This is a genomic window from Chryseoglobus sp. 28M-23, assembly GCF_014789785.1.
Taxonomy (GTDB): Bacteria; Actinomycetota; Actinomycetes; order Actinomycetales; family Microbacteriaceae; genus Microcella; species Microcella indica.
Map to the genome: position 1 here is coordinate 2,247,558 of NZ_CP061846.1, position 18,566 is coordinate 2,266,123.

The window sequence follows — 18,566 nt, forward strand, 5'->3', positions numbered from 1 at the left end:
GGATCAAGCATCGCGCACCCCGCTGCCCGCCGCGTCCACACGCCAGATGCGCACCTCGTCGCGACCATCGACGACGACGCCGGCATCGCTCAACGCCACGGTCGAGGGCAGTCGCGCCGACACGCGCTCGGTGACGAAGATGCCGGTCTCCGGGTGCTCGCTCTGAATGCGGAAGGCGAGGTTCACGGCCTCGCCCCACAGGTCGTAGACGACGTGCGCACGGCCGACGAGCCCGCTGCTCGCCTCCCCGAGGTCGATGCCCGCGCGCAGATGCAGCTCGGCTCCCCACTGCCCGCCGAACCGTTCGAGAATTCTCTGCATCTCGAGCGCGAAGTCGACGATGCGGCGAGCGTTGTCGACCCGCGGCACCGTCATGCCGCAACTGGCGAGGTAGCCCTTGGTGGTCGTGCGCACGTGCTCCACGCCGAGCGTCGCCGCGGCCTCGTCGAACTGCTTGACGAGCTCGTTGAGCAGGTCGAGTCGGGCGGCAGAGTCGAGTGCTCTGCTGTGGTCGTCGAAGCCGACGATGTCGGCGTACAGCACGGTGACATCGTGATGGTCTTCGGCGATCGTCTGGTCACCATCGCGATAGCGCCGGATGACCGGCTCGGGCATGAGCGCACGCAGAAGCCTCTCGCTCTCGGCGCTCTGCTCGTCGAGCAGCTCTGCCTTCACCTGCAGGCTGCGACTCATGTCGTTGAACGCGGTGGCGACGCTCATCATCTCGTCGCTGCCGCCGGCGTCGACCACGACGCCGGTCTCGCCCGCCGCGATGCGCTGGGCTCCCCGCGCGAGAGCGCGCAGCGGCCGTACGAAGATGCGCGCGAGCAGCAGGGAGAGTACCGAGACGATGAGGGCGAGCACGGCCGACGAGATCACGAGGTTGCGCGTGAAGTCGGTGACGGGCGCGAAGGCTTCGCTCGTGTCGAGTTCTGCGACGACGACCCATCCCAGGTCGCCGACGTCGACCGGCCCGTAGGCGGCGAGAGTCTCGCGGCCGAGGTAGTTGGGCGCGATGATCGTGCCGGAGCGACCGCTGAGCGCGTCACTCGCCGCCGGGGTGCGGATCGGCTGCAGCCCCACGGTGGTGCGGTTCTCCACGATCGCCGAGGCCAGGGGCTCCGCCATGCCTGTCGCGGTGACCGCCGCGGCGAAGCTCTCCGGGTCCTCGAGCAGCACGCGGGAGGGCGAGCGCATGAGAGAGTCGGCGCCGACGAGGTAGACCTCGCCCGTGCGCCCGAGCCCGCCCTGCGTCCAGTCGCCGTCCGCGGTCATGACGCGACTGACGCGCTCGATCGGCAGCTCCACGGCGAGCGCGCCGATGATGGCTCCGTCGGCGCTCACCGGGGTGACGGCCCACCCCGCCTGCCGGTCGAGCGAGGGCGGGTAATCCCCGAAGTCGGTGAGAGCCACTTCGCCACGAAGGCTCGTGGTCATCGCCGAGGCGTACGCGGCGGCCAGGTTCGTGAACCGCAGCGGCCCGTCCACGACGTTGCTGCCCAGATCGATGCCCTTGTAGGCCGAGTACACGATCGTGCCGTCGCGGTCGAGCAGCAGAACGTCCTCGTACTCGAGGCGCGTCGCCATGGTGCGGAAGTGATCGTGGTACGCGGCGTGCGCTGCGGACCATGCGGAGCCGTCCTCGGCGTCGTCGACCGCGAGTGCCTCGTCGAAGCTGTCGGCGGGCACCGTGTACTGCACCTGCAGGTACCGCCCCGCCGCACTCGGCGGCAGGAGGGTCGAGGCGTCGACCTCGGCACCCGAGGTCGCGAGCCGGGGCCCCACGACACGGTCGTAGTAGCCCTCAAGCTGCTCGAGCTGCTGCGGCGTGAGGGCGACGCCGTCGAGCTCGGCGAACGCCGACGTGAACGCCTGGGTCGCCTCCACGACGCTCTGGCCGCTCGCGTGCACGACGATCGTGCTCTCGAGCGTCGAGAAGAGCCGCTCGATCTCGCGCTCCCGCGAGTCGCGTACTTCCACGAGCCGATCGAAGGCGGCATCGCGCAGCGAGTCTGCGGCGTTGTTGTAGCCGATGAGGCCGACGAGAACGTTCGAGGTGAGGCTCACGACGAGCAGCATGATGAGCACGGTCGACTGGATGCTCAGCCCGACCCGCCGAGAGGCACGCCGGGGAACCAGGGGTGCGCCGTCGGCGCCCGCTGCGGCATCGCTCGGTGACATGGCTACCTCGGGGAGCGCCAGGGACGACAGGGTCCGAGAGAGTGGTTCGCGCGAACTGCGTGCTCGAAGAATAGCCCGCCGAACCGCCCGAATGCGAGAGGTGATCACGCACGTGCGCGGGGCCCACTGTCAGGCACCACCAGGGGTTCTCTGCCATGCTGAGACAGGCCTGCCCTGCGCGGGAAGCCAATCTCGAGCCCCCTACCCTGAACGACAGGAGCCCCGACGTGGCTGATGGCACCTCCGAGGACGACAACCTCACGATCAAGCAGCAGCGCGAGAAGCGCCGTGCCGAGAAGGTCGCGGCGCTCAAGAAGAAGCAGCAGACCGAGAAGCTCCGCAACCGCATCACCGTTCTCGGCTCGATCGCCGCCGGTGCGGGCGTGCTGAGCCTCATCATCGCCGTGGTCATCACCTCGGCCACGCCGCCCGTCGATCCCTCGACGATCGAGGTTGAGGGCGTGCAGGAGATCGAGGGGCTCGAGCCCATCCACGTGGAGACCGTCGTCGAGTACGACCAGACCCCTCCCGCCGGTGGCCCGCACAATCCGGCCTGGCTCAACTGCGGTATCTACGAGGAGCCCGTCCCCAATGAGAACGCCGTGCACTCGCTCGAGCACGGGGCCGTGTGGGTCACGTACGATCCCGCGCAGCTGAGCGACGACGAGGTCAGTCAGTTGCGGAATGCCATGCCGAGCACCTACATGATCCTCTCCCCGTACGAGGGCCTCGATGCTCCCGTCTATGCGAGCTCGTGGGGCTTCCAGGTCGCTCTCGACGGTGTGGACGACCCGCGGCTGAACGACTTCATCGTCAAGTACCGCCAGTCTCCGGAGGTGCCGGAGCCGGGCGCTCTGTGCTCGCAGGCCGTCGACGGTCCCGGAAAGATCTCCTAGCCCGTGTCCATCGCGGTGTCGACCTCCGGCGGGCGCGCTCGGCTCGCCCTCGTCGGCGCACTCCTCGTGCTCGTCGCGCTGGTCGCCGGTGTGCTTCTCGGCCGAGCGACCGCCCCGGGCGGAGGGCAGACGTCTCCGAACGCGACGAGCGCCGAGGCCGGCTTCGCCCGCGACATGCAGGCCCACCACTCTCAAGCCGTCGACATGGCGATCCTCGTACGCGAGGCGACCGACGACCCTGAGGTGCGCCTGCTCGCGCTCGACATCCTCACCGCGCAGAGCCAGCAGATGGGCCAGATGTACGCGTGGCTCGTGAGCTGGGGGGTGCCGCAGACCTCGACCGAGGAGCCGATGGCGTGGATGGCACGGCCCGCTCTCGACGGCGGCCACGATGAGCACAGCGACGACCACGTTCCCGGCGAGCGGATGCCCGGGCTCGCGTCGAGCGAGCAGATGGCCGCACTCGCGGACGCCGAGGGCGTCGAGGCCGAGCGTCTGTTCCTCGAGCTCATGATGGTGCACCACCTCGGGGGCGTCGAGATGGCGGAGGCTGTGCTCGCCCGCACGGAGATGCCCATCGTGACGAACCTCGCCTCCGGCATGGTCGCCATCCAGGACAAGGAGATCGACTACATGCGCGAGCTGCTCGAGGCCCGCCAGTAGCGCCTCGCTCGGCTCGTCACTCCTGGTCGGCGACGAACTCGGTCGACTGCTCGGCGACGAGCCGCGCGTAGACGCCCCCGCGCGCGACGAGCTCGCCGTGCGTGCCGCTCTCGACGATGCGTCCGTGGTCGACCACGTGGATCGTGTCGGCGGTGCTCACCGTCGACAACCGGTGCGCGATCGCGATCGTTGTGCGCCCGCGGGTCGCCGAATCGAGCGCCCGCTGCACGACGCGCTCCGAGACCGAGTCGAGGGCGCTCGTCGCCTCGTCGAGGATGAGCACCGGGGGGTCCTTGAGCAGCACGCGTGCGATCGCGATGCGCTGCTTCTCCCCGCCGGAGAGGCGGTACCCGCGCTCGCCGACGACGGTCGCGTAGCCGTCGGGGAACGACTCGATGGTCTCGTGGATGCTGGCCGCGCGGCAGGCTGCCTCGAGCTCCTCCGCCGTCGCCTCCGGTTTCGCGTACCGCAGGTTCTCCGCGATCGTCGCGTGAAAGAGGTACGTCTCCTGGCTCACGATGCCGACCGAGCCGATGAGCGACTCCTGCCGCAGCTCCCGCACGTCGGTGCCCGCGAACTCGACGACACCGCTCGAGGCCTCGTGCAGCCGGGGCACGAGGTAGGAGATCGTCGTCTTGCCGGCGCCGGACGGCCCGACGAAGGCCACGAACTGCCCGGGCGCGACCGAGAACGAGACGCCGTCGAGCGTCGGCGACGTCTCGTCGCCGGCATCCGGATAGCGGAAGACGACGTCGCGGAAGGCGACCGAGCCCACGCGCGCTGTGTCGACGTCCCGCCCCTCGGGCGCCTCGGTGATGGCAGGCCTCAAGTCGAGGTACTCGAAGATGCGGGCGAACAGCGCGGCCGAGGTCTGCAGGTCGAGGGCGACGCGCATGAGGCCGAGCAGGGGGAAGGTCAGACGGGCCTGCACGGTCGTGAAGGCGACGATCGTGCCCGCCGTCACGGCGACGTCCGCCTCGATGAGGTACGCCGCGACGAGGTAGATGACGGCGGGGATGACGGAGAGGAAGACGTTGACGATCGCGAAGAACCACTGGCCGCTCATCTGCAGCTGCACCTGCAGACGGCGCTGCACCTCGTTCTCACTGCGGTAGCGCTCGATCTCCCCCGCCTGGCCGAAGAAGCTCTTCGCGAGCATGATGCCCGAGACGCTCAGCGACTCCTGCGTGATCGCCGACATGTCGCTCAACGACTCCTGGGTCTTGCCGGCGATGCGCGCGCGCACCTGGCCGACGCGTCGCTGGGCGATCACGAGGAGGGGCAGCAGGATCACCGCGACGACCGTGAGCTGCCAGCTGAGGATGAGCATGGCGATGAAGGCCGCGATGACCGTGACGGTGTTGCCGATGACGCTCGAGACGGTGTTGTTGAGCACGCCCGCGACGCCCCCGACGTCGTTCTGCAGGCGCGACTGGATCGCGCCGGTCTTGGTGCGGGTGAAGAAACCGAGCTCCATGCTCTGCAGGTGCGCGAAGAGCCGCACGCGCAACTGCGCCATGACGGCGTTGCCGACGGTGGCGGTGAGGAAGGTCTGCGCGATGCCGAGGCCCGCGCTGAGCATCCAGAGAAGCAGCATGAGGCTCACGAGCTGAATCAGCACCGGGATGTTCGGGCCGCCCTCGGGCGGGAAGAGCCCGCGGTCGAAGGCCTGCTGCGTGAGGAGGGGCGGCAGCACGCTGAGGCCCGCCGACACGAGGACGAGAGCGATCGTGAGCGTCAGGCGCGCGCGATGCGGGCGGAACAGCTGCGCGATGCGCGGCAGCAGGTTCGGGATGCGCGGGGCCGCAGCGTTCTCGGATCTCTGCGCCTCGACATCAGAGCTCGACACTCGCCCGGCCCCTCGGGCGCCTCGCCCGCTCATTCCCATGCTCACCTCATGAGCCTAGGCTCGCGCCTCGACCAGCGACCCCCGTGTTCGCCATGAGCGCGCGCCGGCGCAGGCTGCGCACGGCACGAGGCCCCCGGGCGTGCGCACCGGGGGCCTCGGATCCTGCGTGGGCCGATCAGCCCTTCGTCGAGCCCGCCAGCAGGCCGCGCACGAAGTAGCGCTGCAGGCTGAAGAACACGATGAGCGGAATGATCAACGAGATGAACGCCGCCGCCGGCAGACGCTCGGTGTTGCGCCCGAAGTTTCCGACGAGCTCGGCCAGCCGTTGCGTCAGGGGCGCGACGTCTGCTGTGCCGCCCGAGAACACGAGGGCGACGAGCAGATCGTTCCAGACCCACAGGAACTGGAAGATGCCGATCGACGCGAGAGCCGGGAGCGACAGCGGGATGATCACGCGGAAGAAGATCTGCGTGTGGTTCGCACCGTCGACGCGGGCCGCCTCGACGACCTCCCCGGGAATCTCGGAGATGAAGTTGTGCAGCAGGAAGATGCACAACGGGAGCCCGAAGATCGTGTGCGCGATCCACACCGCGGGGAAGGTGCCGCTGATGCCGAGCACACCGCTGAAGATCTGCAGCAGCGGCACGAGGGCCATCTGCAACGGCACGATCTGGAGGGCGAACACGAGCACGAACAGCGCTCCGGAACCCTTGAACTTGATCCACGCGAAGGCGTACGCGGCCATCGTCGCGAGGGCGATGGGGAAGAGCGCCGCGGGAATCGCGATGACGAGCGAGTTCACGAAGTACTGCCCGAGGTTCGCCGAGGATGCGCCGGAGACGGTGAGCACTTCCGCGTAGTTCTCGAGCGTGAAGCTCGGGCTCACGAAGATGTTCCACCAGCCGGTCGAGCGGATCTCCTCCGGCGTTCGGATCGAGGAGACGAGGAGCCCGAAGGTCGGGATCGTCCACACGACGGCGATGACGATGGCCGCGAAGGTCGCCCAGCGCGAGGTGAGGCGCTGCTTCACCCGCTTCGCCTTGCCGCCCCCCGTCGCCTTGTTCCTCTGGCCGAGCGGCTTGTCGAGCTTGGTCTCGGCCTTCTGCACCTTGTCCGTGCTCGTGCCCGCGTTGGTTCCGCTGCTCGTGCTCATCGGATCTCCTTCTGCTTGCGCATGATGCGCACGTTGTAGACGACGATGGGCAGAACCATCACGAAGAGCACGAGGGCGAGAGCCGAACCCTGCCCGAACTCACCACGGTTGAAGGCCTGCGTGTACATCTCGTTGGCGACGACGGAGGTGTCGAAGTTGCCGCCCGTCATCGCTCGCACGATGTCGAAGACCTTCAGCGTGGCGATGGAGATGGTGGTGACGACGACGACGAGCGTGCTGCGGATGCCGGGAACCGTGACGTTCCAGAACGTCTGCCACGGGTTGGCGCCGTCGAGCCGGGATGCCTCGATGATCTCGACCGGGACTCCCTTGATCGCCGCCGAGAGCAGCACCATGGCGAAACCGGTCTGGATCCACACCATGACGATGATGAGGAAGAAGGTGTTCCATGGCGAGTTCTGCAGGAACTGCTGCGGTTCGCCGCCGACCCAGACGATGATCTGGTTGAGCACACCGATCTGCTCGCTGAACCCTTCCGCGCGGTACTCGTACATGAAGCGCCAGATGATGCCGGCGCCGACGAACGAGATCGCCATGGGCATGAAGACGAGCGACTTGAGGACCTTCTCACCCTTCGACTTGTCGATGAAGACCGCGTAGGCGAGGCCGAAGATCGTCGAGAGCGTCGGCACCAGCGCCACCCAGATGAGGGTGTTGATGAGGGTGATCTGAATCGACGGCTGGGTGAACATCCAGACGAAGTTGTCGAAGCCGACGAATTCCTGCGAGTTGCGGTTGAAGAACGACAGCACTGTCGTGTTGACCGCGGGGTAGATGAGGCCCACGGTGAGCAGGATGCCCGCGGGGAGAAGGAAGATGAGGAGCTGCAGAACGTCTCGACCCCGCTTGGGGGCCCGATCTGCCAAGAAGAGAAGGATGCCGACCACCGCGGCGAACGCGGCGAGGCCGAGGAACATGAGTCCGAACTTCTCAGCGAAGTCGGACAGGAAATCCGCCATGCGATGAAACCTCCATTGGTTTATCTGACTCGACCCACGCTACCCGACAGTCGGGCCCGCCGAACAGGAGTGCTCGGCGGGCCCGCTGTCATTCAGTGCAGTTCAGTCATGAGAGAGAACTGCTCAGGGGAAGGTGCTGTCGATGAACGACGTCAGCTCGTCGGTCGAGACCGTGCCGCTCACCCAGTCCACCATGCCGGTCCAGAAGGAGCTGGTACCGACTTCGGCGGGCATGAGGTCAGAGGCGTCGAAGCGGAACACCGTGTCCGGGTTCTGCAGGATCTCGATCGACTGGACGCCGAGCTGCGAGCCGGCGAGGCTCGCGTCGAGGCCCTGGTTGGCCGAGATGACACCGCCGAGCGCGATGCGGTTGTTCGCCCACGTGTCGCTCGCGAGGTAGGTCTGCACAGCACCCGTCGCCTCGCGGTCGTTGAACGCGGCGACGAACTCGCCACCACCGGTGACGGCGGGGCCGTCATCGGCGCTCATCGGCGGGGTGATGAAGGCCCAGATGTCGCCATCCGGAGCCACCGTCACGCCGTCGCCCCACTGCGCCTCGTAGAACGAAGCCTGGTGGTGCATCGAGCAGTTGCCATCGAGGATGGGCAGGCCGCCGTCGTTGAAGGTCGTCGAGACGATCGACTCGACGCCGCCGAAGCCGCCGTTGACGTACTCCGGGTTGAGGAGGATGTCGCCGACCATCTCGATGGCCTCGGTGATCTCGGGCGAGCTGAACTCGAGCTCTCCCGCGACCCAGGCGTCGTACGCCTCGGGGCCAGCCGAGCGCAGCACGGCGTCCTCGACCCAGTCGGTGCCGGGCCAGCCGGTCGCGTCACCGGAGCCGAAGCCGACGCACCAGGGGCGGTAGGGGCCCTCGTTGCGCTCGGTCATCTGGTCGGTGAGCGCCATCATCTCGTCCCACGTGGTGGGAATCTCGTAGCCGTTCTCCTCGAAGTCGGCCGGCGAGTACCAGATGTAGCCCTTGACGCTCGCCATGAGCGGCGCGGCGTAGAAGGTGCCGTCGATCGTGCCGTAGCCCTTCCAGGACTCGCTCCAGAACTCGTCGACGTTGTCCTCGACGCTCGAGGGAGCGGCGACGACGTAGCCGTCGGCGATGAGGCGCTGGAGCAGACCGGGCTGCGGGATGATCATGAGGTCGGGAGCGTCACCGGCGGCGGCGCGCACGTTGATCTGCGTCTCCGCCTCCTGCGTGCCCACGTAGTCGATGGTGATGCCCGTGCAGTCCTCGAAGTCGGACCAGCTGGTCACCAGGTCATCGGCTTCGACCTCGACGATCGTCGCGTAGACCTCGACGCTCTCGCCGTCGAAGGTGCCGTACTGCTCGTACGCGGAGCAGTCGACGTCGCCGCCCGCTCCGGGCTCGTCGGTGTCGGCGGCGCAGCCTGCGAGAACGAGGCTGAGGGCGCCGACTGCTGCGGCTGGCGCAAGAACCCTGCGCCGGAGAGTGGAACTCATGTGTTTCCTCCTCATTGAGGTCGGTCGGCGCATCGAGACCCGAGGCGCCGGGTGTGGTGTTGGTGGTGCAAGAGCGAAACTCGATACCCGTCATCGGGGCGCGGAAGGCACTCCGTCGGGAACCGGTTCCAGACGCTACGGTACGTCAGGTTCGCGCGCACTGCAAGCGCGAGATTCCGGCTCGTTACCGATCCGTTGCGCGACTGTAGGCCCGCTCCCAGGTGCGAGATCCGGCCGCGAGCGAGCGAACATGCGGTGATTCCTGGCACCGGTTCCATAGAGTCCGGGAATCGGGCTACACTGGCCCCTCAGCGGGCTACCCCAGCAGGCCGCCCCTTACTTCGCGGTCACCACCGCACCGGTCCAACGGAGGACGACGAGGCATGAGCATCCTGGCCGATGTTGCCCGCATCGCGGGCGTCTCCAAGTCCACCGCGTCGCGCGCTCTGAGCGGTCGCGGATACGTCTCGATCGACACGCGCCGGAAGGTCGAGGCAGCGGCCTCCGAGCTCGGCTACGTCGTCTCGAGCACGGCGGCGAGCCTCGTGACCGGCCGCACGCGCAACGTCGGGGTCGTCATCCCGTACATCAACCGCTGGTATTTCGCGGAGGTGCTCGAGGGCATCGAGTCCGCGCTCATCCGTGCCGGGTACGACCTCACCCTCTATCGTCTGAGCACCGACCGCGATCTGCGGCGCCGCGTGTTCGACTACTTCCTCGTGCGCAAGCGCGTCGACGCCGTGATCGCCGTCACGATCGCGCTGAGCCCGCACGAGGTCGAGATGCTGCAGGCGCTCGGCAAGCCGCTCGTCGCCATCGGAGGGCGCGTGGCGGGCATCCCGTCGCTGTCGATCGACGACGTGGAGACCTCGCGCCTCGCGACGGAGCACCTCATCAGCCTGGGCCACGAGCGCATCATCCACGTCGGCGGCGACCAGGACGAGCAGATGGACTTCCGCGTGCACAGTCAGCGCTACTCGGGCTTCCGACGCGCGATGGAGGAGGCCGGGCTGGGCGACGAGGACGACTTCCGCGAAGCGGAGTTCTCCATCTCCGGCGGCTACGCCGCGGGGCTCGCCGTGCTCGGCGATCCGCGCACGCGACCCACCGCCATCTTCGCCGGGTGCGACGAGATCGCGGTCGGCATCATGATGGCCGCCCGCCAGCTCGGCATCGGCGTGCCGCACGACCTCTCGATCATCGGCATCGACGACCACCCCCTCGCCGAGACTCTCGGCATCACGACGCTTGCCCAGCGCCCCGGCGCGCAGGGCGGCCGCGCGGTCGAGCTTCTGCTCGAGCAGATCGACCACCACGACGCCCCCGCGCCCGATGAGCACCTGCTGCTGCCCACTGGCCTCACGGTGCGGTCGAGCACGGGCCCCGCGCGCCCGGCGTAGCGCACGAGCACCGCAGCGCGACAGTCTCTCCCCACGCACGAAGGCCCCGCGCCGTCGACGGACGGGCGGGGCCTTCGCGAGCAGCACGAGGCTGCGGGTAGTGCGACTACTTCAGGGTGACGGTGGCGCCGGCCTCTTCGAGCTGGGCCTTGGCCTTCTCGGCGGCCTCCTTGTTCGCGCCCTCGAGCACGACACCGGGAGCACCGTCGACGAGCGCCTTCGCCTCGCCGAGACCGAGGCTCGTGAGGGCGCGCACCTCCTTGATGACCTGGATCTTCTTGTCACCGGCGGCCTCGAGAACGACGTCGAACGAGTCCTTCTCCTCGACCTCCTCGGCAGCGGCTCCGCCACCGGCGGGGCCGGCCGCGGCCACGGCGACGGGCGCCGCGGCGGTGACCTCGAAGACCTCTTCGAACTTCTTCACGAACTCGCTGAGCTCGATGAGCGACAGCTCCTTGAACGCCTCGATGAGGTCGTCAGTCGACATCTTTGCCATGATTTCTCCTTCTTACGTGCTGCTACTGGTCTGATCTACCGCGAAGCTGGATTCAGCTCGCGGACTCCTGCTTCTGCCGCAGCGCGTCCACTGCCCGCGCGGCCTGGGCCAGCGGAGCGTTGAACATGTACGCGGCACCGAACAGCGAGGCCTTGACGGCGCCGGCCAGCTTGGCCAGCACCACCTCACGGCTCTCGAGATCGGCGAGCTTGGTCACCTCGGCGGCGCTGAGCGGGTTACCGTCGAAGTACCCGCCCTTCACCACGAGGAGGGGGTTCGCCTTGGCGAAGTCGCGCATGGCCTTCGCCACGTTCACGGTGTCACCGTGGACGAAGGCGATGGCAGAAGGACCCTCGAGCAGGTCATCGAACGAGTCGATGCCGGCGTTGTTGGCCGCAATCTTGGTCAGCGTGTTCTTCACCACGGCATAGGTCGCGTCCTCACGGAGTGCGGCACGCAGCTGCTTGAGCTGGGCCACCGTGAGACCGCGGTACTCGGTCAGCAGGACGGCGTTCGAGCTGCGGAACAGTTCCGTCAGCTCGGCGACCGTTGCTTCCTTGTTCGCCATGGTGCTCCTCTAGTCATTGACGTTCGGACTCCAGAGAACACCCGGCACACATGACGAAAGCCCCGTAGCGCGGGCGCTCGGGGCTTCTTCGCGATCCCGGTACGAGATGCACGGCAAAAGTTTCCTCACACCTGCGCGGGCCCCCGCCGCTCTTCACGAGGAAGAACTGCGAGCCTTCGGCCGACTCGCCCGCGAACGGGCCCGTCGACAACCGGCGGTCTCTGGCAAGGGCTCAGACTACGGCACGGAACGGCCCGCGCGCAAAACGGCGCAGACCGGGCCCTCGCACGAACGGGGCGCCTAGGCCCCGTCGAGCCAGCTGTGCTGCGGCGCGTAGCCGAGGTCGCGCCGGGCGGCGTCGATCGACAGGAGCGTCTGGCGCCCGCTCACGGCGGAGTGCACCGGTACGTCGGGGAACTCGGCCGCCATGAGCTCTGCGCTGTCCCGCCGCATGACGGTGTCTGCTGCGGCGATGATGTAGGCGCTGTAGCCGGGCTGCTGCGCGAGGAGTGCGCGCTCGACCGCGTGACCGCCGTCGCGACGGTCGATGTAGCCCCACAGGTTCCAGCGCCGCACGGCCGGGTCGTCCTGCCAGGTCTCGAACTCGGCGTAGTCCTCGGGCGCCATGACGTTGCTGAAGCGCAGGCCGGTCATGGCGAGCTCAGGCTCCAGCCGGCAGATCGCGCGCCCGAACTCCTCCTCGAGGTGCTTGCCGACCGCGTACATGTAGTTCGGCCGCACCGTCTGGGACTCGTCGATCGGGGCGGCGGGCGGCGGCTCCTCGAGCGGCAGGCCGAGCAGGGTCTCGCTCGAGGCGTGCACGATGTGCCGGATCCCGACGCGTCGCGCCGCCTGCACGACGCCGATCGTCATCGTGATGTTCTGCTGCAGCAGTGCCGTATCGGGCCGGATGCCCGGCGCGGGTGTCGCCGCGAGGTGCACGAGCGCGTCCACGCCGTCGTGGCGCCCCTCGACCCCGGCGAGAGCATCCGCCACCTGGCCGTGGTCGGCGAGGTCGACCTGCACGAAGTCCGCGCCGCGGGCGCCCACGGCATCCATGCCGATGACGGTGTGCCCGCGCTCGCGCAGGTGCTCGACGACCCCGACGCCGAGCTTGCCACTGGATCCTGTCACGGCGATGATCACGGTCGACCTCCTCTGCGGGCCGACGGTCACGACCCTCCTCGAGGCTACTCGTCGCGCGCGAGCGGCAGCCGCACGGTGAAGACCGTGCGGCCTGGGCGCGACTCGACCGACACGCTGCCCTCGTGCGCGCCCACGACAGCCGCGACGATCGCGAGCCCGAGCCCCGTGCTGCCGGTCGCCCGCGAGCGCGAGGTGTCGGCGCGTGCGAAGCGCTCGAAGAGAACCGGCTGCACCTCCTCCGGTATCCCCGGCCCGTCGTCGGCCACGCGCACGATCGCCTCGCCCTCGACGGCGGCGACCGACGCCGCGACCGACGTGCCCTCGGGCGTGTGCACGCGGGCGTTGGCGAGAAGGTTCGCGACGACCTGGTGCAGCCGCCCCTGGTCACCGGTGACGATGACGGGCTCGTCGGGCACCTCCACGCTCCAGCGGTGGTCGTCGCTCGTGGCACGGGCATCGGCGAGAGCATCCGCGATCACGCGACCGAGGTCGACGGGGTCGGCACGCAGCGCGCGGCCCTCGTCCAGTCGCGCGAGCAGCAGGAGGTCGTCGACGAGCTCGGTCATGCGCACCGACTCCGACTCGATGCGGTCGAGCGCGTGGCGAACGTCGGGCGGAACCTCGTGCCCGCCCCGCCGCGTGAGCTCGCTGTAGCCGCGGATGGCGGCGAGCGGCGTGCGCAGCTCGTGGCTCGCATCGGCCACGAACTGCCGCACCTTGCCCTCGCTCGCCTCCCGGGCGAGCAGCGCCGACTGCACGTGGTCGAGCATGCGCGTGAAGGCGGCGCCCAGCTGCCCGACCTCGGTGCGCGTATCGGTGTCGATCGTCTCGAGCCGGTCAGAGAGGGCGACGGCGCCGCGGTCGAGCGGCAGCTCGGTCACGCGCGTCGCCGTCTCGCGAATGCGGGTGAGGGGACGCAGCGCGACGCGGGCGACGCTGCGCCCGAGCGCCGCCGCGATGATGAGGGTGCCGATGAGGATGGCCGTGATCGTCGCGCCGAGGCGCGCGGTCGTCACGGTCGCCTCACGAGTGGACAGCCCGACCACGACGGCCGAGCCCTGACCGACGGGAGCACCGAGCACGCGGTACTCGCCGAGCCCGCCGGGGAACCGGATCGTGCGCGGCTGCTCGATCGAGGCCCCCGCGAGGACGCGCTGCTGGAGTGCAGAGAGCTCGCGCACCTCGGCGTCGAGATCGAGGTAGGCGGCCGTCACACGGCCCTGCGGCGACACGACGGCGATGAGCGAGCCGAGCGGAAGCCCGGGGCCGAGCAGGCTGCGACTCGGATCCCCCGGTCCCGCGTCGAGGGTGACGGCGACGCGCTGCGTCGTCGTGCGCAGCTCGTCGTCGAGCTGGCCGATGAGGGACGTGCGCAGAGCGAAGGTGCTCACGACGCCGATGCCGAGGGTGGCGACCGCGAGCAGAGCCAGGATGCCCGCGACGAGCCGCTGCTGCAGGGACCAGCCGCGCATCCTCAGAGCCCCGCCCTCACACGACCGGCCCTCACGCGACCGGCTTGATGAGGTAGCCCACGCCGCGCACGGTGTGGATCATCGCCGGGCCGAGAGTGTCGATCTTCTTGCGCAGGTAGGAGATGTAGATCTCGACGATGCTCGAGCGACCGCCGAAGTCGTAGCTCCAGACCCGGTCGAGGATCTGCGCCTTGCTGAGCACGCGGCGGGGATTGCGCATGAGGTAGCGCAGCAGCTCGAATTCTGTGGCGGTGAGCTCGATCTCGGTATCGCCCCGGCGCACCTCGTAGCTCTCCTCGTTGAGCACGAGGTCGCCGACGCGAATCTCGGGGTCCGCCCGCTCGCTCACCACGAGCGCGCTGCGACGGATGAGCCCGCGCAGTCGCGCGACGAGCTCCTCGAGGCTGAACGGCTTCGTGACGTAGTCGTCGCCGCCCGCGGTGAGGCCGACGACGCGGTCATCGACGGCGTCCTTCGCGGTGAGGAAGAGCACCGGAACGTTGCTGCCGTCCGCCCGCAGCCGGCGCAGCACCTCGAGGCCGTCGAGGTCGGGCAGCATGATGTCGAGCACGACGATGTCGGGGCGGAACTCGCGGCCGTGCGCGAGCGCCTCCTGCCCGGTGAGGGCGGTGCGCACCTCCCACCCTTCGTACCGCAGCGCCATCGAGACGAGGTCGGCGAGGGAGGGCTCGTCGTCGACGACGAGCGCCCGGACGGGTGAGCCGTCGGGATGCGTGAGACGAGGCGACTCGGTCTGATCGTCGTAGGACATGCTCCCAGTACTGCCCATGAACCTATGAGCCTCCTCTGAGCCAGCCCTGAAGCGTGCGCGGCGCGGTGCCGCTCCGCTCCTCCCGCAGTGCTGCTCGCGGGCTGTCGCCGACAACGACGAGAACCCCGGCCGTCCTTGGGGGAAGGGACTGCCGGGGCTCGTCGTACTGCGCGGAGACGCGGAGCTCTCGGGGAGCCGGTGCGTCAGGCGCGGTGCGCGCCACGGGACTTGCGGCCCGTACCGGCGATGCCGGCCATGAGGGCGAAGAAGCCCACGAGTGCGGAGATCATGAGGAGGGGGAGGGTGATCATGATGTTCCTCTCGGGTCGAGTCGGGTGGGTGTCGCAGGGAGGTGAGCTTCGGGTGCTCGTGTCCTCCCTGTGGGGGACCGGGGGTGTCCCCCTTCTCTACGAGTGTGCGCTAAACGAACATCGAGCACAGGCCCCCCTCCGGGGGTGATTCGGTCCCCAGAAAGGGGGACTCCGGTGCTCACTTTCTGTACCCTGTTCGCCCTCCTGGCCCGCGATTCCGGGAGAGTTTGCCCTCGCGTGACACTCTGGAAACATCCGCGACCCGAAAGCGCGGTTGACTGATGCTCGTTGCGGGAGGGGACCGACGATGACGACGATGACGGCCATGGTGGCCACGGAATGGGGCGGCCCCGAGGTGCTCTCCCCCGCCGAGGTGGCGACGCCCGTGCGGGCGAACGCCGAGGTGCTCGTGAAGGTCATGGCGGCGGGCGTGAACCCGATCGACGCGAAGACCCGCGCAGGCCGCGGGGTCGCAGGCGCCGTGCGATCCTTCCCCGTGATCCTCGGCTACGACGTCGCAGGCGTCGTCGTCGAGTCGCCGTACGAGGCGCACCCGCTCGCCGTGGGCCGCGAGGTCTACGGCATGTCGATGGTGCCGCGCTTCGACGGCACCTACGCCGAGTACGCGGTACTGCCGGAGGCCTCCGTGTGCCCCAAGCCCGCCTCGCTGAGCTTCACCGAGGCTGCCGGCGTGCCGCTCGCAGCGCTCACCGCATGGGGCATGGTCGTCGATGTGGCGCGCGCTCACGAGGGGCAGCGGATGCTCATCCACGCCGGCGCCGGAGGCGTCGGGCACTTCGCCGTGCAGCTCGCCGCGTACTTCGGGGCCCATGTCACCACCACGGGCTCTGCCCGCAACCAGGGCTGGCTGCGCGAGCTCGGCGCCTCGCAAGTGATCGACTACACCTCGGCGCGCTTCGAGGACCATGTCCACGACGCGGACGTCGTCATCGACCTCATCGGCAATGTGCACGACGACACGGGCACGCGCTCGCTCAGCGTCCTGCGACCAGGCGGGCTCCTCGTCAACGCGCCCAGCGGCAGCTGGCCGACCATGCGCGAGGACGCGCTCGAGGCCGGCGTGCGGGCGACCGGCTACAAGGTCTCGCCGAGCGGGGCGACCCTCGCGGTGCTCTCACGGCTGTTCGAGTCGGGCGACCTTCGGGTGAACCTCGATCACGTGCTGCCGCTGAGCGAGGCCGCGGAGGCCCACCGGCTGCTGGAGGAGGGTCACACTCGCGGCAAGATCGTGCTCGAAGTCTCGGCTGATCAGTGAGCGCTGCGCAGTAGGCGACTGCGCAGTGAGCGCTGCGCGGGAGGCGCCGGTCAGAGCGCCCGCTCGCGCACCCAGTCGTCCTCATAGGTGTCGCCGACGAGGAACCTCTTGCTGCCCACCGTCTCGAACCCGCTCTTGGCGTAGAAGCGGTTCGCGCGGGCGTTGTGCTGGTTGACCCCGAGCCACACGCTCGCGGCATGGTGCCGCGACGCGGCATCGACGACCGCGGCGACGAGCGCCGACGCGACCCCACCCCCGTGGTGCAGGGGGTGCACGTAGAGCTTGCTGAGCTCGGCCGTCGGCCGCGAGCGCACCGCCTGCGCGACATCAGGGTCGGCCGGTTCGCCGTGCACGAGCATCGCATAGCCGACAAGCTGCCCGGCATCGTCGGCGACGACCACCTCGCGTGCGGGATCGGCCAGGTAGCGGTCGAACGCCGCCGCGCTCAAGTGCTCGGCGATGAACGCCGCCTTCGAGGCCTCGGTCGTCGAGGGCGGGCAGGCGAGCGGGAACGTGAGGGCGGCGAGCTCGTGCAGAGCCGAGGCCTCCGTCGCGCTCGCGGGCCGGATGCGCGCAGTCATGCCCCTATTCTGCCGCCCGGCCACGAGCATCCCGTGCTGGCCCCGTGCGCAGACCACGATGGCCCCGCCGAAGCGGGGCCATCGTGGTGATGCGGTGCGCGGTGCGCCGAGAAGACGACGCGCCTAGAAGACGTTGACGTCGAGCGGGATGCCCGGGCCGAAGGTCGTCGAGACGGTGGCCTTCTGCACGTAGCGGCCCTTCGAGCTCGACGGCTTGAGCCGCACGACCTCGTCGAGCGCGGCGTGGATGTTCTCCGAGAGCTGCTCCTGCGTGAAGCCGGTCTTGCCGACGATGAAGTGCACGTTCGCGTGCTTGTCGACGCGGAACTCGATCTTGCCGCCCTTGATGTCGGTCACGGCCTTCGCGGGGTCGGGCGTCACGGTGCCGGTCTTCGGGTTGGGCATGAGGCCGCGCGGGCCCAGCACCTTGCCGAGTCGACCGACCTGGCCCATGAGCTCCGGGGTCGAGACCGCGGAGTCGAACGAGGTGTAGCCGCCGGCGACCTTCTCGATGAGCTCAGCGCCGCCGACCTCGTCGGCTCCCGCCGCGATCGCGGCCTCGGCCGCGGGGCCGGTCGCGAACACGATGACGCGGGCGGTCTTGCCCGTGCCGTGCGGCAGGTTGACGGTGCCGCGCACCATCTGGTCGGCCTTGCGCGGGTCGACGCCGAGCTTGAGCGCGACCTCGACGGTCGAGTCCATCTTCTTGGAGCCCGTCTCGCGGGCGACCGCGACGGCCTCGTCAGGGGTGTAGAACTTGCCCGGCTCGATCTTCTCGGCCGCGGCCCGGTAGGCCTTGGACTTCTGTGCCATGTTGTGTCTCCTAGTGGGGAAGAACGCGGTTGACGAGCCTGGCAGGCTCTCCCGCTGAATGAAGGTGTGTGAGGTCGCTTACTTGTCGACCGTGATGCCCATGCTGCGCGCGGTGCCGGCGATGATCTTCTCCGCCGCGTCGAGGTCGTTGGCGTTGAGGTCGGACTGCTTCTGCTCGGCGATCGCGCGAACCTGCTCGCGCGTGATCGAGGCGACCTTGACCGTGTGCGGGGTTCCTGAACCCTTCTGCACGCCGGCGGCCTTCTTGATGAGCTCTGCGGCCGGCGGGGTCTTGAGGATGAACGTGAACGAACGGTCCTCGTACACGGTGATCTCCACCGGGATGACGTTGCCGCGCTGCGACTCGGTGGCCGCGTTGTAGGCCTTGCAGAACTCCATGATGTTGACGCCGTGCTGACCCAGCGCCGGCCCGATGGGCGGGGCGGGGTTGGCGGCGCCGGCCTGGATCTGCAGCTTGATCAGACCCGAGACCTTCTTCTTCGGTGCCATATTTTCTTCCTTCGTGTCGTGCG

At 68.9% G+C, this 18,566-nt stretch carries 17 protein-coding genes; 4 read left to right on the plus strand and 13 right to left on the minus strand.

Annotation, left to right across the window (positions count from 1 at the left end; translation table 11 throughout):
* Positions 1-3: 3 nt before the first annotated feature.
* A complete protein-coding gene (locus IE160_RS10875) occupies positions 4-2,181 on the minus strand; it encodes an adenylate/guanylate cyclase domain-containing protein (RefSeq protein WP_191151089.1) in 2,178 nt (725 codons plus the stop codon).
* 227 nt (positions 2,182-2,408) lie between these two features.
* On the opposite strand from IE160_RS10875, the gene IE160_RS10880 reads away from it, so the two are divergent.
* A complete protein-coding gene (locus tag IE160_RS10880) occupies positions 2,409-3,077 on the plus strand; it encodes a thioredoxin-like domain-containing protein (RefSeq protein ID WP_224744470.1) in 669 nt (222 codons plus the stop codon).
* Positions 3,078-3,080: 3 nt separating this feature from the next.
* A complete protein-coding gene (locus IE160_RS10885) occupies positions 3,081-3,740 on the plus strand; it encodes a DUF305 domain-containing protein (RefSeq protein WP_191151091.1) in 660 nt (219 codons plus the stop codon).
* Positions 3,741-3,756: 16 nt separating this feature from the next.
* Here the strand turns inward: IE160_RS10885 and IE160_RS10890 are convergent, their stop codons facing one another.
* From IE160_RS10890 to IE160_RS10905, 4 genes are all read right to left on the minus strand, one after another.
* Positions 3,757-5,628 carry an ABC transporter ATP-binding protein gene (locus tag IE160_RS10890; RefSeq protein WP_191152045.1) on the minus strand — a complete coding sequence of 624 codons (1,872 nt, stop codon included), beginning with the start codon at positions 5,626-5,628 and terminating at the stop codon, positions 3,757-3,759.
* 136 nt (positions 5,629-5,764) lie between these two features.
* The gene (locus IE160_RS10895; protein WP_191151092.1) at positions 5,765-6,742 is read right to left on the minus strand and encodes a carbohydrate ABC transporter permease; all 978 of its coding nucleotides are present in this window, start codon (positions 6,740-6,742) and stop codon (positions 5,765-5,767) included.
* Entirely contained in the window at positions 6,739-7,722 is a 984-nt protein-coding gene (locus IE160_RS10900) for a carbohydrate ABC transporter permease (protein ID WP_191151093.1), read from the minus strand. Before IE160_RS10900 ends, IE160_RS10895 begins: the two co-directional genes overlap by 4 nt.
* A gap of 123 nt (positions 7,723-7,845) precedes the next feature.
* On the minus strand, positions 7,846-9,198 hold the full coding sequence (locus tag IE160_RS10905) for an ABC transporter substrate-binding protein (protein ID WP_191151094.1): 1,353 nt from the start codon (positions 9,196-9,198) through the stop codon (positions 7,846-7,848).
* Between the two features lie 383 nt (positions 9,199-9,581).
* On the opposite strand from IE160_RS10905, the gene IE160_RS10910 reads away from it, so the two are divergent.
* Positions 9,582-10,598: a LacI family DNA-binding transcriptional regulator gene (locus IE160_RS10910; protein WP_191151095.1), complete on the plus strand. Its 1,017-nt coding sequence runs from the start codon at positions 9,582-9,584 to the stop codon at positions 10,596-10,598.
* Positions 10,599-10,704: 106 nt separating this feature from the next.
* Here IE160_RS10910 and rplL read toward each other — a convergent pair whose 3' ends face one another.
* The 5 genes from rplL to IE160_RS10935 form a co-directional block, all read right to left on the minus strand.
* A complete protein-coding gene (rplL, locus tag IE160_RS10915; protein WP_191151096.1) occupies positions 10,705-11,094 on the minus strand; it encodes a 50S ribosomal protein L7/L12 in 390 nt (129 codons plus the stop codon).
* A 52-nt stretch (positions 11,095-11,146) separates the two neighbouring features.
* Positions 11,147-11,662 carry a 50S ribosomal protein L10 gene (rplJ, locus tag IE160_RS10920; protein ID WP_179872600.1) on the minus strand — a complete coding sequence of 172 codons (516 nt, stop codon included), beginning with the start codon at positions 11,660-11,662 and terminating at the stop codon, positions 11,147-11,149.
* A gap of 300 nt (positions 11,663-11,962) precedes the next feature.
* Complete coding sequence (locus tag IE160_RS10925; protein ID WP_502708739.1) at positions 11,963-12,838, minus strand: NAD-dependent epimerase/dehydratase family protein; 876 nt, start codon at positions 12,836-12,838, stop codon at positions 11,963-11,965.
* A 14-nt stretch (positions 12,839-12,852) separates the two neighbouring features.
* Entirely contained in the window at positions 12,853-14,280 is a 1,428-nt protein-coding gene (locus IE160_RS10930) for a sensor histidine kinase (protein WP_191151097.1), read from the minus strand.
* Positions 14,281-14,311: 31 nt separating this feature from the next.
* Complete coding sequence (locus IE160_RS10935; protein WP_191151098.1) at positions 14,312-15,052, minus strand: response regulator transcription factor; 741 nt, start codon at positions 15,050-15,052, stop codon at positions 14,312-14,314.
* Positions 15,053-15,670: 618 nt separating this feature from the next.
* Here IE160_RS10935 and IE160_RS10940 point away from each other — a divergent pair.
* Positions 15,671-16,639 carry an NADP-dependent oxidoreductase gene (locus tag IE160_RS10940; RefSeq protein WP_502708740.1) on the plus strand — a complete coding sequence of 323 codons (969 nt, stop codon included), beginning with the start codon at positions 15,671-15,673 and terminating at the stop codon, positions 16,637-16,639.
* Between the two features lie 50 nt (positions 16,640-16,689).
* Here the strand turns inward: IE160_RS10940 and IE160_RS10945 are convergent, their stop codons facing one another.
* From IE160_RS10945 to rplK, 3 genes are all read right to left on the minus strand, one after another.
* Positions 16,690-17,220, minus strand: coding sequence for a GNAT family N-acetyltransferase (locus tag IE160_RS10945; RefSeq protein ID WP_179872603.1), 531 nt, complete (start codon positions 17,218-17,220; stop codon positions 16,690-16,692).
* Positions 17,221-17,343: 123 nt separating this feature from the next.
* The gene (gene rplA, locus IE160_RS10950) at positions 17,344-18,033 is read right to left on the minus strand and encodes a 50S ribosomal protein L1 (RefSeq protein ID WP_179872604.1); all 690 of its coding nucleotides are present in this window, start codon (positions 18,031-18,033) and stop codon (positions 17,344-17,346) included.
* 78 nt (positions 18,034-18,111) lie between these two features.
* Positions 18,112-18,543 carry a 50S ribosomal protein L11 gene (rplK, locus tag IE160_RS10955; RefSeq protein ID WP_152583609.1) on the minus strand — a complete coding sequence of 144 codons (432 nt, stop codon included), beginning with the start codon at positions 18,541-18,543 and terminating at the stop codon, positions 18,112-18,114.
* Between the last annotated feature and the right edge of the window lie 23 nt (positions 18,544-18,566).